Source organism: Metabacillus sp. 22489, from assembly GCF_052044855.1.
GTDB classification, from domain to species: domain Bacteria; phylum Bacillota; class Bacilli; order Bacillales; family Bacillaceae; genus Metabacillus; species Metabacillus niabensis.
Genome location: NZ_JBQENT010000068.1, coordinates 1 through 17,344, shown reverse-complemented (window position 1 = coordinate 17,344; position 17,344 = coordinate 1). Strand labels below are relative to the sequence as shown.

Sequence of the window (17,344 nt, the reverse complement as noted above, 5' to 3'; positions counted from 1 at the left end):
CAAACTCTCCAATAAAGTGTTTGACTTGCTCATTGTGTACTTAATAGTACGATTTGTTGTTAATCGAAATTAACGTTGGCACGCTTGGTTTTGTTTAGTTTTCAAAGAACATTCATTTCAACTTCTTTTCAGAAGCGACTTTATTAATATAACATCTTTCATTTAGTAAGTCAAGATGTTTTTTTAATAACTTTTATTGCTTTTTTAAATCATCCGCTGTTTGAGCGGCGATTTATAATATATCATCATTTATTTAAGAGATCAACCTCTTTTATAAACTTTTTTTCGTTTTTTTGAGAACTTCATCATTAACACGTTTAATAAATGGTTTTTTTCTTCTATTGCTTTCTTAACAATATGTGACCGTTTATTTATTTCATCTTCCTTTAATAACTCCTGTACGATGTTGATTTCTTTTTCAATTAACATTTCAAGCTCTATTCTCTCCTTTTCTGATAACGTATAGTAAATCAAACATTCCACCTCATTAAATCATTTTTAAATCTATTTTATCTTTTTTCTTGCATTTCTAATCATTTTCACAAAAGTCCAAGCATAGACTTGTCACAAAGAAGCTCGGACGAGGAGGACTAGGATGAATCAGTTTCATGTCATTCATATGAGGAAAATTAAGCAACTTGCAATGATAATGCTTGCTGCCTTTTTTACTGCTGGAATCATATATGTAGAAACCGTATTAAACTATCCCGTATTTTCTACTTCAAGTGGCCCTAAGGCGATTTATAAAGGTGAGGAAAAAACAAAGGAGGTTGCATTAACATTTGATATTAGTTGGGGAGATGTAAAAGCAGAGCCGATTCTCGATACTTTAAAGAAACATAACGTAAGCGCAACGTTCTTTCTCTCTGCATCATGGGCTGAAAGACACCCTGATCTTGTTAGTAGGATGGTAAAGGACGGTCACCAAATCGGAAGTATGGGATATGCATATAAAAACTATACTGATCTTGAAGCAAGCGAAGTTAATAAAGATTTACTAATGGCACAAGAGGTTTTTAAAAAACTAGGGGTTAAAAATATTTCTTTATTAAGACCACCTAGTGGAAACTTCAATCGAGAAGTACTTAATATAGCAGAAAAGCACGGTTATACAGTCATCCATTATAGTATAGATTCTAATGATTGGCAGAACCCAGGTATTGAGAACATCATTCGTAATACAACTTCTTCAATTAAAGGTGGCGACATCGTCCTTTTACATGCCTCTGACAGGGCGAAACAAACAAATAAGGCACTTCCATCTATCATTAATGAGATTAAAAACAAAGGGTTAAAAAATGTAACTGTCGAAGAATTAATATCGAACGCGGAAACAAAAACATCAGAGGTAAAGTAAATAGAAAAGAGCTAGCGAGAATGTACTGCACCCCAAAAGTTAGTAGAAAAATCTAACTTTTGGGGGTCACCTCAGGACTAGCTCTTTTTTGCTTGAGTGAATTTAGGGAGCATTAGGAGTTGAAAGGCATTACAAAATTGGATTGGTATTAGCATAAGAAGTAACCAATCTTCCTCATTTACTCTAAGCGCTGGAAACCACTCAATTGTAGTTACTACAACCATGAAAAATAAAGCAGGTATAAACGCTTCCTTATTCGTTGATGTTCGCTTAAAGTATGCAACAATTAGGCCAACAACTAATATGTAAATAGCTATTAACACATAAGGGATAATTGATTCATTATCCTTCGCGAATACCTGAAATCGGAAATAAACTAAATCAAATAAGACAAATGCTATTAATACAATTTGAGCTAAGTTCCACATTGAAATGGAACGAAATATTCCCAATCCAAAGCGATGTACTGTTAAATATGCGAAAAAACCCATTTGGCTAATTACGCTAAATATTAATCCGACTCCAAATAGCCAAAATAAGACTGAGATAATTTCTAAAAAATCAAATTTTATAAATAGCTCCTGATAATCTGACCACCTTAATGCAAAACCAATAATCCCTGTTGATATACCGCCTACAAGTAAAGTACTTAGAAAAAAGCGTACCCAATTTCGACTTTTCACAACAATATCCTCCATAACATTACTATTATTGATTTTACCAATCCTTTTGTTAAATTGCTACATCATAAGTTTTTTCCTCGTATAAATTCGTTCATCTCATTCAAAAATATAAACTGTAAAGAAAAATTGAAAGGAGCTTGGATTAATGAAGAGATACACGCTCCTCATAATTCTTGCATTATCGCTATATGTGATGCTTTCTGGGTGTGCACCTCGCGAAGAAGCCGGATCCCAGATGGATTATGATGAAACGAAAAAAATGATGATAGACATACTCGAAACTGACGATGGCAAAAAGGCATTGCAGGAAGTCATGAAGGCTGAGGATATGCAGCAAGCGTTAATTATGGATCAAAAAACCGTGACAGAGACAATTCAAAAAACACTTACTTCTGAAGAGGGAACTAAGTTTTGGCAAAAGGTATTTGAAGACCCTAAATTCGTTGAGAGCTTTGCAAAAAGCTTACAGGAAGAGCATGAAAAAGTCATAAAGGGGTTAATGACCGATCCGGAATATCAAAAGCTTCTTATCGAGGTATTTCAAGATCCTGAGATGGAAAAAAGCTTACAAACCTCTCTAAAAAGTAAAGAATTTAGAGAGCATCTAAAAGAGGTCATTTCGGAAACTCTCGAAAGCCCATTATACAAAGCTAAAATCCAAGAAACACTATTAAAGGCTGCTGAAGAGGCAGGAAAAGGCGAAGAGAAACCCAAAGGTGATGAATAAGGTAATTTATTGATAAACAAAAAAGCGCTGAAACCAGCGCTTTTTAAACATGTAATAATTCTACCACTTGCTCAGCAATTGTCTGATATATTCTACCAGTTGAATGAGTCTCAGCATAAACTGATGGAGCAAAATCATCCTCATTCCAATCTGGTTGTTGAAGAGGTATTTTTCCTATTAGTGGTACACGAAGCTCTTCAGCTAGTTTTTCTCCACCGCCACGTCCAAAGACATACTCCTTTTCCTTCGTTATTGCACTTTCAAAGTATGCCATATTTTCAATAACTCCGATTATTTCATGGTCTGTTTTCAGTGCCATTGCTCCCGCTCTTGCCGCAACGAATGCAGCAGTAGGATGTGGAGTTGAAACGATAATCTCTTTACAGGATGGAAGCATAGAATGAATATCCAACGCTACATCACCTGTTCCTGGAGGAAGATCAAGCAAAAGAATGTCCAAATTCCCCCATTCAACTTCATGAAAGAAATTATTAAGCATTTTCCCTAACATTGGGCCTCTCCAAATAACCGGTGCATTATCCTCAACAAAAAAGCCCATTGAAATGACCTTTACCCCAAATCTGTCAACAGGGATAATTTTTTCACCTCGAACAACAGGTCGTTTTGTAATCCCCATCATATCCGGTACACTAAACCCGTAAATATCCGCATCAATTAATCCAACCCTTTTCCCTAAGCGAGCAAGAGCCACAGCAAGATTTACAGATACAGTTGATTTACCTACTCCACCTTTACCACTGGCAATTGCTAAAAAGGTCGTTTTGCTATTTGGACTTAGCAAATCTTCATTTGTTGATTGGTCTTGAAAAGCCGAAATCGTTTCTTCAGGAAGCTGATGAAAACGAAGTCCAACAGATTCCGCTCCATTTTGTTTAGCGAGTGTGACAATTTGCTGTTGTAATTGTAGCTGTTCAGCTGAATTTGGCTTTGAAATTCCGATTTTAAAACTAACATGTGCTTTTTCTTCTTTTATTTTTATTTCCTCAATTGCATTTAATTCTTCTAATGTTTTATGTAAAAAAGGCTCTTGCAGTTGTCCGATGATTTTACGTAATTCTACTTCTCCTAGCATCCTAACCACCCTTTTTGATTTCGTTTACATTCAGTATACCATAACAAAATCAATAGTTAGAGAATGAAGCCTTGAACAGAATTTATATTAATCAGGTGGGTTTTCTTCATTTGAAAAATATCTTAGGATGCCGTTATAAATTGATGCTGCTACTTCCTCTTGGTATTCTTCCGTTGACAGCATTTTTTCTTCTAACGGATTTGATAGGAAACCTACTTCTACTAAAGCACCAGGCTTTTCAACCTTATTAAGCAGATATATCCCATTTATCGGTTTTGCTACTCGTTCTGTGTTCTCCAGATTTCTCCGTAGTTCATCTTGGATAAATTTCGCGACGTTTTCATTTTCAACGAATTTTCCATGATAGAATGTTTGAGCACCGCTCCATTTAGCAGAAGGTATAGCATTTAGATGGATACTAAGAAAAAGTTCAGCCTCTGATTCATTTATAATTTCAACCCGTTTTTTTAAGTCCTCTACTTTCCGTCTGCTATATCCGGACGTATCCTTATCAGCTAAGTCAACATCCTCTTCTCTTGTCATCAAAACAAGCGCACCTTGCTCTTGAAGATAATCCCTTAACTTTAAAGAGATACTAAGGGCAACATCCTTTTCTTGCAACGTGCTCCCGACAGCTCCACCATCAGGACCGCCATGTCCAGGATCTAAATAAATAACCTTCCCTGTAAGGGGCAAATTCCATGATTCCCATGAATTATTATCGGAAAATTGCCATTGAAATAGGAAAAGCAACAATATAAAACCAGCTAAAAAGCCAAACCATTTCATTTTCTTTTTCATACTTTCCCCTCCTGCTCGTCCTCATTTCAATATATGGGACAATCAGGAGGAATATGATAATCAAAATAGAGGATTTTTCTAATGAAGTCTTAACTTATATCGCTTCTCACCCTTAATAAAACCTTCCTGCCAAAACGTATGGATATAATGCTCACTCGCTATATATAATTCATCATATGAGACATCGTTTATCTTAACTTTCCCCCAATTAAGAAAGTAATCATAAAATTCATCAATTAACCGTTTTTCTTCATGTTGGCATCTTTTATTAGCAGCATCCATTGTCTCTCCATAATAGCCAAAACGACTGTATTTAGCCCCTAACAAAAAGGCTTCAATTGCATAATCTACACATGCTTCTTCTATTATTTTTTTCCTGCCATTGTCGATCATTTTACCGAAGCAAAAGTTCATTTGATTTTTTATTTCTGTTAAAGAAAGCTCCCTAAGCATTTTTTTCTCATATTTCAATTCCTTTTGATATCGCTTTTGTTTAATCGAAATAACGTCACTCATATCGAAAGCCTCCTTATATGTATTGTTCATCCCTCCTGACATATCATTCGAGAAATCTCTTCCAATTTTCTTAGCTATTATTATCTAAACAAACAAAAAAGAGCATCAAAATCGATGCTCTTTTTATCCTTTTAATGGTTTACAGCTTTTTTCAATCCATCTTGTTTTGTATGGACAGCTATTCGTTCCATTAGCTTATTGCTTTCCGCATTTAAGCCAATTAAGCTCACTTTAACCCCATTTTGATGGTACTTTATGACGACCTTATCAATAGCACCAACTGCTGAATCATCCCATAAGTGCGCTTGTGATAAGTCCAAATCAATTTCCTTTACATCCTCTTTATAATCAAAGCTATCGACAAAGTCAGTAACAGATGCAAAGAACAATTGACCAGATACTTTGTATACCTTTTTCGATGCACCAGCTGATAAAATGCTCGTTACTTTCACCTTCGATATTTTAGCAGCAAAGAAAATCGCACTCATGATAATCCCAACAAGAACACCTTTAGATAGGTCATGTGTCATAACAACTGTAACAACAGTCGTAATCATAACTAAAGTATCTGTTAATGGTACTTTGTGAAGGGTCTTTAAAGCAGACCAGTCAAACGTTCCAATCGAAACCATAAACATAACTCCAACAAGTGCTGCCATTGGAATTTGAACTAAAATATCATTTAAAGCAATAATAAGAACTAATAAAAATCCTCCCGCGACAAATGTAGACAATCTGCCTCTCCCACCAGATTTTACATTAATAACAGATTGGCCAATCATCGCACATCCAGCCATTCCACCGAATAAGCCAGAAACAATATTAGCAATCCCTTGTCCACGTGCTTCTTTATTTTTATCGCTTTCCGTATCAGTCATATCGTCAACAATTGATGCAGTTAATAATGATTCAACAAGCCCAACAATTGCGATCGATAATGAATACGGGAAAATGATTTGTAATGTTTCAAAGTTTAAAGGAACATCCGGAAATAAAAACACTGGTAACTGCTGAGTTAATTCGCCCATATCCCCCACTGTTCGTACATCACTGCCTGTCAAAACCGCAATGATGGTCATGACAACAATTGCAACTAATGGAGCCGGCACCACTTTGGTAAACCGCGGTAAAATATATATTATCGCAAGGGCTCCTGCTACCATTGCATACATTTCCCATGATTCACCCTTAAAATGAGGCAATTGTGCGGTAAAGATAAGAATTGCTAATGCATTCACGAAGCCAGTCATGACGGATCGGGGAACAAATTTCATTAATTTGCCCAGCTTCAAGATTCCCATAATGATTTGTAGAACACCTGTTAATAGTGTTGCAGCAAGAAGATATTGCAAACCATATTCCGAAACTAATGACCCCATTAACAGTGCGGTTGCTCCTGTTGCTGCCGAAATCATTCCAGGTCGACCACCGACAAAAGCTATTGTTACTGCGATACAAAATGAAGCATATAATCCTACCATTGGGTCTACACCAGCAATTAAGGAAAACGCAATTGCTTCAGGAATTAACGCAAGGGCTACAACAATTCCCGCTAATATATCTCCCTTGATATTGCCAAACCATGAATATTTAATTGTACTTAAATTCAAAATGACACCTCTTCCATTAATTTTAGTTGTGACTTTCAACTCTCATGAAAGTCGGGTCCGTTCATAACAAGTGAATTATATAGAGATTTGCCGTTTTTGTGAAATTACATGTAAACGCCATCAATCAATAATTGCTCTTATATGCTCTTCAATACTATCTCTATCATTGAAATCAACAAAAACAATAAAATTCCCTTTCCTAATTAATCCAAACTACCTTTCAGTTAATAGAAAGGGAAACAATGACGTTTAAGGACATACAGGTTGCCGAAGACAGTGTCTCACATTATGGAGGCATCTCGCTTTGAGGTTATGCTATCAATAGTGTTCATGATAAGTACAGACTAGCTTCTTTATTTTACTTAATAAATTTCAAGACTATCACTATTGTGAAAAAGTATGAATTTCTCCAATTACTACCCGTTATTATGTAAGTCCTTGATAAAAATGTATCTTCATCACCTATCTCAGATATCATCTTTGATTTTTTATAAAATTTCATTATTTCCCTTTCATTCTAGCTCTCCATGACCATTAAATGTGCTAGATAATTAAATTTACATTACTATAGCCTTGCCGTATCATATAGTAAAACACTGTTTCATTATTATTCTCCTATCAAATCATTATGTTAAAAGAGGTAGATTATATATGTCTAATGTTCAATCACTGGAACGAGCTTTAACAATATTGAACAAGCTTTCTGAATATCCAGAAGGTATGCAAATTACCCGTTTATCAGAGCAACTTGGATTAACGAAAAGCACGATCCATCGAATGCTAGCAACCTTATCAAGCATGAATTATGTTGTTAAGGATGAGAAAACAGACAGATATAAGCTCGGGTATCAAATATTGTTTCTCTCAAGGAATTTATTAAATAATACAAATATCATAAGCATCGCAAAGCCATATTTAGAAAAATTATGTCAAGAAGTCAATGAAACGGTTCATCTATGTATTGAGGACCGTGGTGAGGTAGTTTACATCGATAAAATCGAAAGTAACCAAACAGTCAGAATGTATTCTCGTATCGGCAGTCGTGCTCCGCTTTATTGTACAGCAGTAGGAAAAATTTTATTTTCCGGGATGAAAGAGGATAAAAAGAATGAACTGATTTCAAATATGACGTTCATTCCAAAAACATCTACGACTATCACCTCTAAGGAAGAATTTCTAGGGGAAATTAAAAACGTTCAAAACAAAGGATATGCTTTAGATAATTGTGAAAATGAGGCCGTTCTTCGCTGTATTGCATCTCCAATCTATGATCACGATGGAGAAATCATTGCAAGCTTCAGTATCTCTGGCCCAAATAATCGAATGACCACTGATTTTATTGAAGAGTCTTTAGTAGATAAAATGAAACAGTACAGTATTGATATTTCAAGAAATCTCGGATATCGCGGTTAATAACGGACTATTTGAAAAAAACGATGTTAAACATGCTGTTCATTTCCGTTTCAGGCATTCGCTTTCCACGGGGGTTCGGGAATTTCTCAGCAAAAGGACTGTGGTTCTCCTATTGACACGCTTCTATATCTGTTCCAATCAATAACCTTTAACATAGGAAAATAAAAAGAGGAGAGAAAACAATCTTCTTGTTTTCTCTCCTCAAGTATATTCTAGGAATTAGCTACTGATCCTTTTGCAATTACCTCAAGCTTTTCCCTATCAGGCAAACCATCATTGTCTCCAGGTGACATAACAGCTAGAGCACCAATAATCGTTCCACGTCTTACTGCTTCTTTTATAGGTAACCCCTCTAGAATTCCACTAACAACACCAACCGCAAAGCCATCCCCAGCACCTACAGTATCGACTACTTTTTTTACAGGGTACCCCTCGGTATAAAATTGTTCTCCATCTGAACTTGTAAAAGCACCTTTTGCACCTAATTTAATGACAACAGTTTTAACCCCTGCTGCATGATAAAATTCAGCAATTTCACGCTCATTTTGTTTCCCAGTTAATAGTTTTCCCTCGTCGATTCCTGGTAGAACAATATCTGCTTGAAATGCAAGGTCATTGATTACATGTGCCATCGTTTCCTCGCTATCCCAAAGGCCAGGTCGCAAATTCGTATCAAAGGAAATTTGTATACCTTTTGCTTTAGCTTCTTTTATTAGCTCGTAAATCATATTGCGGCAGCTTCCAGATAATGCGGGAGGTATTCCGGTTAAATGTAGATGATCAAATTCATCCCACTTTATATTTGCTAGCTTTTCAACACCCATGTGAGAAGCAGCTGAATGTTTACGAGCAGAATGTACCTCCGGATCCCCACTTGCTACCTTTTGCTTCCACTGCATTCCTGTTCCATAATTTGATTCAAACGTGACAAGTGATGTATCTATTTTATTTTGCTCAAGAAATTTTTTTATATATTTTCCAAAGGGATCTAATCCCACTTGTGAAATATATGTTACTTGATGTTCTAATCGCGACATCCCAATAGAAAAATTAACCTCTGCTCCTGCTACAAAACGACTATAATGCTCAACATCCTCCAATGGTCCTTCCTTTTCTGCCACAAATAAAGCCATCGGTTCCCCTACAGTTAAAATTTTACTCACCTTAAAAATCCCCTCCCGAATGTTGTCATAAAGAATATTGTCATGCAAAACTATAAAACAGTAGCGTTATTTTCATCCTTTATAACAGGCTTTTTATTTTTCTTATCCATATGCTTTGACCAATATGCTGTTAAAATTGGTACTAATATCGATGTAACAATGACAGCTGCAGCAACTAATGCAGTAGCTGACTGTGCCTCTGGAAGAAATTCAGGTTTAATTTCAGCGATAATCATTGGATTTGCTACGGCTGCACCTGCTGTACTTGATGCCGCAATCCCTGCTGTACCGTTACCTCCCCCAATAAATTTATCTGCAAGCATTAATGGTATTCCTGTTACAATAATCACTAGAATTCCAAGAATGACTCCTAAAAGACCTGTTTGCGCAATAACAGTTAAATCAATTGTATTACCTAAAGCAAATCCGAAGAACGGAATCATCGTATGTGTTGCCTTACTAAAGAAATTACGAAAATCTTGATCTAAGTTTCCAAGAATAAATCCAACCACAAATGGAAGAACAGCACCGACAAATGCCTGTGGTTCAAATGCAGCTAACCCCGTTGTTCCGAGAATTAACATCGTTACTAATGGTCCTGATTCTAGCGACATTAAAACAAATGCACCCGCTTCTTCTTTTGTTCCATACTGTTGCATAATAGAAGCATATAAACCACCATTTGTCATATCCATCATAGACACTAGTGCAAGAACTGATAATCCAGCAAAGAAGCCTGATTGAATACCACCATCAGGAATAAACAGAGACGCTACAATTGCCACCAACCAGGCAACTGCTATTTTCGTCAATACAAGCGTTCCGGATTTTCTTAATACTGTACCAGTTGCTTTAATATTAATTCCTGCTCCCATACAGAAAAACCAGACAGCTAGTATCGGTACAGTTCCAGTCATCAATCCATTTGTAAATGAACCGAAATACTCCCCTGATTCTGGAGCAAGTGTACGAATAATAGCTCCAAGAAACAATGGAACGAGCATTAGACCCCCAGGGATCTTTTCAATCGTCTTCATAATCTTCATAAATATCTACCTTACCTTTCAAATTAAAATGTGTAATTTCAAGGCTTAATTAGATAGAGTTGACTTTTCATGCTGCTCATGCGTTCTTTATCTATTATGAAATCAAAGGAAGTTTTCTTATTCTTTAGATGTCTTCTATATTGACCCCGATTTTTGGATTTATTTTAACCTAGCGTAATTGTTCAATTGATACGGCATCCATATCATTATAGGTTTTGTTTTCTCCTGCCATTGCCCAAATAAATGTATAACTACTCGTTGCACTTCCACAGTGAATTGACCAAGGAGGTGAAATAACGGCTTCTTCATTTTTCATGACAATATGTCTTGTTTCTGTTGGCTCACCCATCAAATGAAACATTCTTGATTGTTCATCTAAATCGATATAGAGATATACCTCCATACGGCGATTATGCGTATGAGTTGGCATTGAGTTCCATACACTGCCAGTATTTAATTGTGTCATTCCCATCACAACCTGGCAGCTTTGGATCCCTTCATTATGTATCATTCTCCTAATCACACGATCATTGGCATTTTCAAGTGAACCTAATCGATCTCCTTCAACGTCCTTAAATGCTACGTGCTGAGTTGGATATTCCTTATGTGCTGGTGCTGAAAACAAATAGAATTTTGCTGGATTTTCAGCTCCTTCACTAGTAAACAATAATTCCCTTTTACCCAACCCAACGTATAAGCAATCCTTATTTTCCATTTGATACTGCTCACCATCTACAGAAATGCTCCCAGGACCACCTACATTAAAGATCCCAACCTCTCTTCTCTCTAAAAAGTAATCTGCTTTAATTTCATCATAGCCTTCTAAAGAGATTGCTTCTGTAGTTGGTGTAATCCCACCAATGATTGCTCTATCTTCCATCGTATAAACAAGCTTTATTTCATTTGGTACAAACAATTCCTCGATGAGATAATGCTTGCGTATATCCTCTGTCGTAAATGCCTTTACTTGCTCTGGATGTGTTGAATATCTTATTTCCATAATCTCCATCTCCCTTATATTGTCTTTTTAAATTAAGCGTTTTCATTCATTGGTGAATAACAACAATCCGTAAAACAACTTTAGATTAGACTCAAAATTTAACATTCAACAACAACTTGTTCCACATCGTGGTATGATGTTCCGCAAAATAATTATAGCGTTTTCACAAACGAATTACTAGATAAAAATTGACAAAAATAATGGTGAATTGATTTTTCATAAAAAAATAAGACTACTTAAGTAGCCTCTCCTAAACAAAATTAATAGGCATTTATCATACAATAGATAGTAGTAGAGCTAATATAGTGGAGAAAGGGGAAAGTAACAGTGGAATTTATTTTGTTAAATATAATTAGCTTCTGAAAACATGAAAAAAGTGAAATCCACCGTTGATTTCACTTTTTTCATGTTTTTGAGGAATATGCTGCGTTAAACCTCTTGAAGCATAGCGGGGGTTGCCCAGTTCCTTTATATTATTATGATATTACTTTCCCAGTCATGTCCTCATAATCTTTACACATGATTTCCCATGATTTTTCGATATCTTCATCTAATCCAAATAAACCGCTACGACCTACGATATAAATATCAGGGCCGGCTTCATCAATTCTTTTAAATGTTTTTCGACTAGATGATCCATCCATCTCAATAACATATTGATATCCCTTTTCTTCTCGTAGTTCCCTTAATGCTACAATTTTATCTAAGGTGCTTTCGATAAAACGTTGCCCAGCAAACCCTGGATCCACTGTCATAATTGTAATTTTATCTACTAATTCAATATAAGGAAAAATCGTTTCAATAGGCGTTTCTGGATTTAATACTACCCCTGCTTTTAATCCAGCATCATGTATTTGATCCATTAATCGAAAAGCCAAACCATCAAGTACTTCTGCATGCATACAAATCCATTCGCACTTTAAATCAATTAATTGTTGAACCCAGAAACTTGGATCCGTTACCATAAGATGGGCGGACATTGGTAAATCACTTATTTTTCGTACTTCTTCGATAAACCAAGGCGATAAAGTAATATTGGGAACATAATGCCCATCCATAATATCAATATGATAAGAGTCTACATGATTGTTTAAAAAAGTAATTTGTTCTTTAAACTTATCTAAGTCCATTGTCATCAATGATGGTGAAAATTCTACTTTTCTCATAATCTGTTTATCCTCCACAAAACCGTTATTTTCTTTTGAAATAATAGTAGGGCTTGTCGTCACCCCATCCACTAGCTCTGAAGTATTGTTCCGCTTACATTTTCTGCCTCTTCACATTTCATTTCACTTGCATTTTGCTTAAATAATTTGAATATCATCTAAATCAATGTCTTCCTCTTCAACTTCTACTCGCTCATCTTCTTGACTGACATTTTTCTTAAGCAATGCCAAAGCTACCCCTGTTACAAGAGCATTCACTAATATGGCTACAGCTCCCGTCCATGGTTGAGACATCGTTGGTAACATCAATACGCCACCAAATGGGACAGTTGCATCTGCTCCTAACACCATCGTTACGGCTCCACCTGCTGCTCCACCAATCGCTACTGCCGTTACACAACGTACAATATCATTCATAACAATCGGAATAACACCTTCAACAATATTAACAACACCCATTGGAACTGCCGATTTCAATGCCTCAGTTTCTACTGGTGTATAGATGTTTTTTCCAAACATTTTTGCTATAAAGTAAGCTAACCCAAATCCAATAGGTGTTGCTGTATTTACTAATTGTAAAGCAGTAATAGGTCCATTAATTCCTTCTGCCTGTATTGTCAATACAAAGGCAAATACAGTTTTGTTAATAGGCCCACCAAAATCAATCCCACTCAATAAACCTATAATTGCACCAAATACTAACAATGAAGAAGACCCTAAACCGTTCAATGCATTTGTTAATAGAGATGTAAAAGCAGCGACCGGGATACCGATAATGTAAACCATGATTAACCCACCAATAATAGAGGTCAAAAATGGAATAATTAAAGTTGGCATTAATCCTTTAGCCCAGCTTGGAACTTTAACATGTTTTAAAACAGCTACAGCAAGATAACCCGATAAGTATCCTCCTAAAATCCCACCAATGAATCCAGCACCAATTGCATTAGCAGTTAAACCAATTATAAAACCTGGAGCGATCCCTGGTTTTCCTGCAATTGAATAAGAAATCCCTGTAGAAATAACGACAGGTAGTAAACCTAAGCCAGCCCCACCCATGGTTGCTAAAGCATCCCAAATGGAAAACTCACCTTGTACTAATGTACCTTGACTAGTACCTCCAAAAGCCATACCAATTGCGATTAAAAAACCTGCACCACAAACAATTGGAATCAAATATGAAATTGCCGTCAATAAATGACCTTTAAGATTTAAATTTTTTATTTTACTCATCTTTACCCCCCCTATTACTAAAAGTCTTTTTAATTACATAAAGCATCTTTCACGTCTTCTGCATCCTTCGACTTTAGCATTTTCTCAACGACTTCATCGTTTCCTAATTTTCTTGCAAATAGTGATAATAATTTTAGATGTTGTTGTGATCCATCATTTTCTTTTCCTACAGCAAAAAGAATGATTCCCTTTACACCTTTCCCATCGAGCGTCTCCCAAGGGATTTCTTCCTGTGTAATCCCAATCGCTACTCCTATTTTTTTTACAGAATGACTATTACCATGAGGAATCGCAATATAATTCCCGATTCCAGTTTGTCCGACTGCTTCCCTAGCATAGATATCTTTTAAAAACCCTTTAATATCTGTAATGTATTCATTTTGGAGCAATACCTCTGCTAATTCTTGGATGGCTTCTTCCTTGCTTTTAACATTTATGTTGGTTTTGATTGTATTTATATCGACAATATCTTTTACTTCCATCATATTCCCCTCCTATTTTTGATGGCTTAAATTATTTCTTTTGGTTTACAACTTCTACCGCTTTTTCAATTAATTTATTTGGTGATTTTACAGCTATTTCTGTTGACACTTGGATGATTCTTTTCCCTTCAAAACGTTCTCTTCCCGCGATTTTAACATCTACGGCTAAGATAACGATGTCTGCTTCATCGATCTGTTTTTGAGACAGTTCATTCTCTGTGCCAATCGTTCCTTGTGTTTCAATATGAATTTCATGGCCTGCTTTCTTTCCGGCATTCTCTAGTTTCTCCTGTGCGATATATGTGTGTGCAATCCCAACTGTGCATGCAGCAACTCCTACTATTTTCATTATTTTTCCTCCTGATTTTTTAAAATTTCTTTAATAAAGCTTTCTTTTTCACGGCTATTCAATAATCGGGTTAAATACTCTTCATCTGCTAAAGAGCGGGTGAATAAGGCTATTTCCTTCTTTATTTGAACGCTTTCATTTTCCTTTAATAAAATAACTATCAATAAATGGATATCCTTTGTCTGGCAATCCCATGATCGGATTGGACTTGCTAACCGAATCAATAGAATTTGACTCTTCTTTATTTGATTACTTTCGATATGAGGCAATAACACATGTTCAGCAATTAAAGTGCTGCCTACTTTTTCTCTTTCATTTAATTGATTGATAACTTCCGCTTTTTGCGAAGGATTATCCTGACATACGATTTCAGAAATAAAAGAGTGTACTTCTTCTTTTGTTTTTAAGACACAATTAAAATAAACTTGATAGATTGAATTAATCTCCATGATAAATTTCCTCTATCTTTCCCTGAAGTCTTTTCTGATCATCAATTGTAAACATCGCACTTACTAATAAATAAGGAATCGGTACGTCTTCCTTAATATGAACAGTACTCAGGATCAATTCAGCATCTGAGTATTTCTCTTTTATCATTTTTATATTTCGTGATGCTACTACATCAACTATTTCTAACTCGGGAAATTTCTTTGAAACTTTTGCTTTTAAAAGCTCTGAAGTTCCAATTCCTGTCGTACACATGATTAGTGTTTTTATTGGGCGTTGATATTGGCCCGTTTCAATTGCTTTTGCAAAATAGAGGGTGATAAACCCATTTTCATCGTCATTTATAGCTGGTAAGTTGAATTTTTCACCTACCAATTCAGATACGTTTGTTACACCGAAAAATACTTCTTCATACGTTACCTTAATCTGACTTAACAAGCTGTTATTCACTCGAATTTTATGCTCCAATCGATTAAGCATCGGCTTAATATGGTTGGCTAAATCGATAAAAATGGATTGACTGTCTATATCAATTCCTAAACTAGTACTCATCCCGTCAATATATGCTTTCGTCACTTGGATAACTTTTGATGAAAAAGTCGAAGTTTTAACAAGAGATCCCTGCATTCTTGATGACACTAAATACTGATAAAGAAAGTAAATCTCAATATCTGGCAATGAACTGTTCAAATACTTTTCAATATTATGGACAATATCTTTTGCAACCGGATATAAAATATCTCTTTTCATATTTTCCATTTCTTCAATCGAAATCTTATCGGTAAACAGCCTAGTAGGAACTTTTCTTGAGCGACTTAGTAGTATATACAGATGCGAGAAAATGTTTACATTATATGGATAGGGAATTGTTATATCTAAATCCTCTTCAATCTTTCTTAGTTGATCCAATATAAACAAAACATCGTACTGATTAAAACTAAGTTCTTGATTCCTTTTTAAATCATCGATATCAATCGTATTAAAGATTTCAATAATATCTTTAATGGCCTTCCGAATATTAACTTCATCCCCTTGTATGGCAAGTGTTCTATTTTTTCGCTCCAGAACTAAATTGTACTTTTTAAGCTCTTCGCTCATTATCTGTTCGTCATTAAAAGCAACGGAGTCTCCTACATGATAATGACTGAATAAGTGGTAAACATTTATAGGTTTAGGCGAAGACAACAATAGTTCTTCCATAATTCGTTTACGTCTCTCGTTAGGGGAAAATTGTATTTCTTTGTATTTATTATTGTTTTTTTGATAATTAATAAATTTTTCGTAATCGAGTTTATACCCTCTCCCCCTTTCAGATATAATTAAAGGGCTGTCCACGTACTCGTTGTTAATTTTATTTATTAAACGATATACTGTTTTTTGAGAAACATTTAGTACTTCTAGGAGATCCTTTGAAGTAACATAACCTTGATTTTTTGAAAGAAACAGTAACAAATCTTGTTCACGGTTACAATTTGAACTCATCTCCATGCCTCCCTGATAAAATACTAACACACAATATAAAAGACAATTCGCTGAAAAATGACCGTTGCAACGGTCACTTTTTTTTAGACATTCTATAAGGCGTTTCTAAAATCGACACTCTCTATTAAAACGTTAATAGAGGCAAGGACAATTTCCCTTGCCTCCCTCAATAGGAAAATCACTGAGAAGATGATGAAAAACTTATATTTTGTATTAATGATATGAAACCTTCTGTAAAGCTACAAAGATAGCCGTGCAAGGATGCTGTGCCTCTATCTTGGTGGTCTTATTATGCTTATTTATGGTTTCCATATAAAACTATTCTTTCGGGTCGTAAAACTTCATTATATGAAGTGACACATTGTTCTTTTAGCAACGTTTCATCTTAAAGCTGTATTATTTTCCCACTTTCTAATTTACTTCTACATTCTTTCAATATTTGTTTCTTGGTATAATCATCGGTATTAGAAAATAACCCCTGGGGCAAAGAGCTTCAGGAACGATTAAGGCATTCTGGTATTGAAAAGACAATGAACATATATACACATGTTACTAACCTTTTAGAAGAACAAACGCACAAAATTTTCAAAAGTACATTTAGCTATGAAATGTGGCCGTGTGGTTAATATCGTGTCCTCGGGTCAAAAGCTATTTTCGCAATCGAGTAGGAGGGAGTGACTAACCCCCGACCTCTCACACCACCGTACATACCGTTCGGTATACGGCGGTTCTATTAAGATTGACGTAAAATTTCATAACGATTATATAGACTTCTC

Annotated in this window: 18 protein-coding genes; 3 read left to right on the top strand and 15 right to left on the bottom strand. The window is 35.5% G+C overall.

Annotated elements, in window-relative coordinates; genetic code table 11:
- Positions 1–261: 261 nt before the first annotated feature.
- Positions 262–474 carry a hypothetical protein gene (locus ACTJJ9_RS24655; protein WP_095301405.1) on the bottom strand — a complete coding sequence of 71 codons (213 nt, stop codon included), beginning with the start codon at positions 472–474 and terminating at the stop codon, positions 262–264.
- Positions 475–595: 121 nt separating this feature from the next.
- Between ACTJJ9_RS24655 and pdaB the strand changes: the two genes are divergently transcribed.
- The gene (pdaB, locus tag ACTJJ9_RS24650) at positions 596–1,357 is read left to right on the top strand and encodes a polysaccharide deacetylase family sporulation protein PdaB (RefSeq protein WP_145584883.1); all 762 of its coding nucleotides are present in this window, start codon (positions 596–598) and stop codon (positions 1,355–1,357) included.
- 77 nt (positions 1,358–1,434) lie between these two features.
- Here the strand turns inward: pdaB and ACTJJ9_RS24645 are convergent, their stop codons facing one another.
- A complete protein-coding gene (locus ACTJJ9_RS24645) occupies positions 1,435–2,040 on the bottom strand; it encodes a KinB-signaling pathway activation protein (protein ID WP_145584881.1) in 606 nt (201 codons plus the stop codon).
- A 145-nt stretch (positions 2,041–2,185) separates the two neighbouring features.
- On the opposite strand from ACTJJ9_RS24645, the gene gerD reads away from it, so the two are divergent.
- Positions 2,186–2,767: a spore germination lipoprotein GerD gene (gene gerD, locus ACTJJ9_RS24640; RefSeq protein WP_095301402.1), complete on the top strand. Its 582-nt coding sequence runs from the start codon at positions 2,186–2,188 to the stop codon at positions 2,765–2,767.
- A 43-nt stretch (positions 2,768–2,810) separates the two neighbouring features.
- On the opposite strand, the gene ACTJJ9_RS24635 is transcribed toward gerD, so the two are convergent.
- From ACTJJ9_RS24635 to ACTJJ9_RS24620, 4 genes are all read right to left on the bottom strand, one after another.
- Entirely contained in the window at positions 2,811–3,860 is a 1,050-nt protein-coding gene (locus ACTJJ9_RS24635) for a P-loop NTPase (protein ID WP_095301401.1), read from the bottom strand.
- A gap of 87 nt (positions 3,861–3,947) precedes the next feature.
- The gene (gene cwlD, locus ACTJJ9_RS24630; RefSeq protein WP_095301400.1) at positions 3,948–4,661 is read right to left on the bottom strand and encodes an N-acetylmuramoyl-L-alanine amidase CwlD; all 714 of its coding nucleotides are present in this window, start codon (positions 4,659–4,661) and stop codon (positions 3,948–3,950) included.
- 78 nt (positions 4,662–4,739) lie between these two features.
- Positions 4,740–5,177: a DUF2521 family protein gene (locus tag ACTJJ9_RS24625; protein WP_145584879.1), complete on the bottom strand. Its 438-nt coding sequence runs from the start codon at positions 5,175–5,177 to the stop codon at positions 4,740–4,742.
- A gap of 131 nt (positions 5,178–5,308) precedes the next feature.
- On the bottom strand, positions 5,309–6,787 hold the full coding sequence (locus tag ACTJJ9_RS24620) for a SulP family inorganic anion transporter (protein ID WP_145584877.1): 1,479 nt from the start codon (positions 6,785–6,787) through the stop codon (positions 5,309–5,311).
- Between the two features lie 651 nt (positions 6,788–7,438).
- Between ACTJJ9_RS24620 and ACTJJ9_RS24615 the strand changes: the two genes are divergently transcribed.
- Positions 7,439–8,200: an IclR family transcriptional regulator gene (locus ACTJJ9_RS24615; RefSeq protein ID WP_145584875.1), complete on the top strand. Its 762-nt coding sequence runs from the start codon at positions 7,439–7,441 to the stop codon at positions 8,198–8,200.
- A 212-nt stretch (positions 8,201–8,412) separates the two neighbouring features.
- Here ACTJJ9_RS24615 and ACTJJ9_RS24610 read toward each other — a convergent pair whose 3' ends face one another.
- The 9 genes from ACTJJ9_RS24610 to ACTJJ9_RS24570 form a co-directional block, all read right to left on the bottom strand.
- Positions 8,413–9,363: a sugar kinase gene (locus ACTJJ9_RS24610; RefSeq protein WP_145584873.1), complete on the bottom strand. Its 951-nt coding sequence runs from the start codon at positions 9,361–9,363 to the stop codon at positions 8,413–8,415.
- Positions 9,364–9,413: 50 nt separating this feature from the next.
- Positions 9,414–10,409 carry a 2-keto-3-deoxygluconate transporter gene (gene kdgT, locus ACTJJ9_RS24605; RefSeq protein WP_145584871.1) on the bottom strand — a complete coding sequence of 332 codons (996 nt, stop codon included), beginning with the start codon at positions 10,407–10,409 and terminating at the stop codon, positions 9,414–9,416.
- 169 nt (positions 10,410–10,578) lie between these two features.
- Positions 10,579–11,409, bottom strand: coding sequence for a 5-dehydro-4-deoxy-D-glucuronate isomerase (kduI, locus tag ACTJJ9_RS24600; RefSeq protein WP_095301394.1), 831 nt, complete (start codon positions 11,407–11,409; stop codon positions 10,579–10,581).
- Between the two features lie 476 nt (positions 11,410–11,885).
- Positions 11,886–12,575: a D-allulose 6-phosphate 3-epimerase gene (gene alsE, locus ACTJJ9_RS24595; protein ID WP_145584869.1), complete on the bottom strand. Its 690-nt coding sequence runs from the start codon at positions 12,573–12,575 to the stop codon at positions 11,886–11,888.
- A 138-nt stretch (positions 12,576–12,713) separates the two neighbouring features.
- A complete protein-coding gene (locus ACTJJ9_RS24590; RefSeq protein ID WP_095301392.1) occupies positions 12,714–13,808 on the bottom strand; it encodes a PTS fructose transporter subunit IIC in 1,095 nt (364 codons plus the stop codon).
- A gap of 29 nt (positions 13,809–13,837) precedes the next feature.
- Positions 13,838–14,293, bottom strand: coding sequence for a PTS sugar transporter subunit IIA (locus ACTJJ9_RS24585; RefSeq protein WP_440768975.1), 456 nt, complete (start codon positions 14,291–14,293; stop codon positions 13,838–13,840).
- 28 nt (positions 14,294–14,321) lie between these two features.
- Positions 14,322–14,639: a PTS fructose transporter subunit IIB gene (locus ACTJJ9_RS24580; protein WP_145584867.1), complete on the bottom strand. Its 318-nt coding sequence runs from the start codon at positions 14,637–14,639 to the stop codon at positions 14,322–14,324.
- The gene (locus tag ACTJJ9_RS24575) at positions 14,639–15,088 is read right to left on the bottom strand and encodes a PTS sugar transporter subunit IIA (RefSeq protein WP_145584865.1); all 450 of its coding nucleotides are present in this window, start codon (positions 15,086–15,088) and stop codon (positions 14,639–14,641) included. Before ACTJJ9_RS24575 ends, ACTJJ9_RS24580 begins: the two co-directional genes overlap by 1 nt.
- Positions 15,078–16,568 carry a BglG family transcription antiterminator gene (locus ACTJJ9_RS24570; protein ID WP_145584863.1) on the bottom strand — a complete coding sequence of 497 codons (1,491 nt, stop codon included), beginning with the start codon at positions 16,566–16,568 and terminating at the stop codon, positions 15,078–15,080. Before ACTJJ9_RS24570 ends, ACTJJ9_RS24575 begins: the two co-directional genes overlap by 11 nt.
- Between the last annotated feature and the right edge of the window lie 776 nt (positions 16,569–17,344).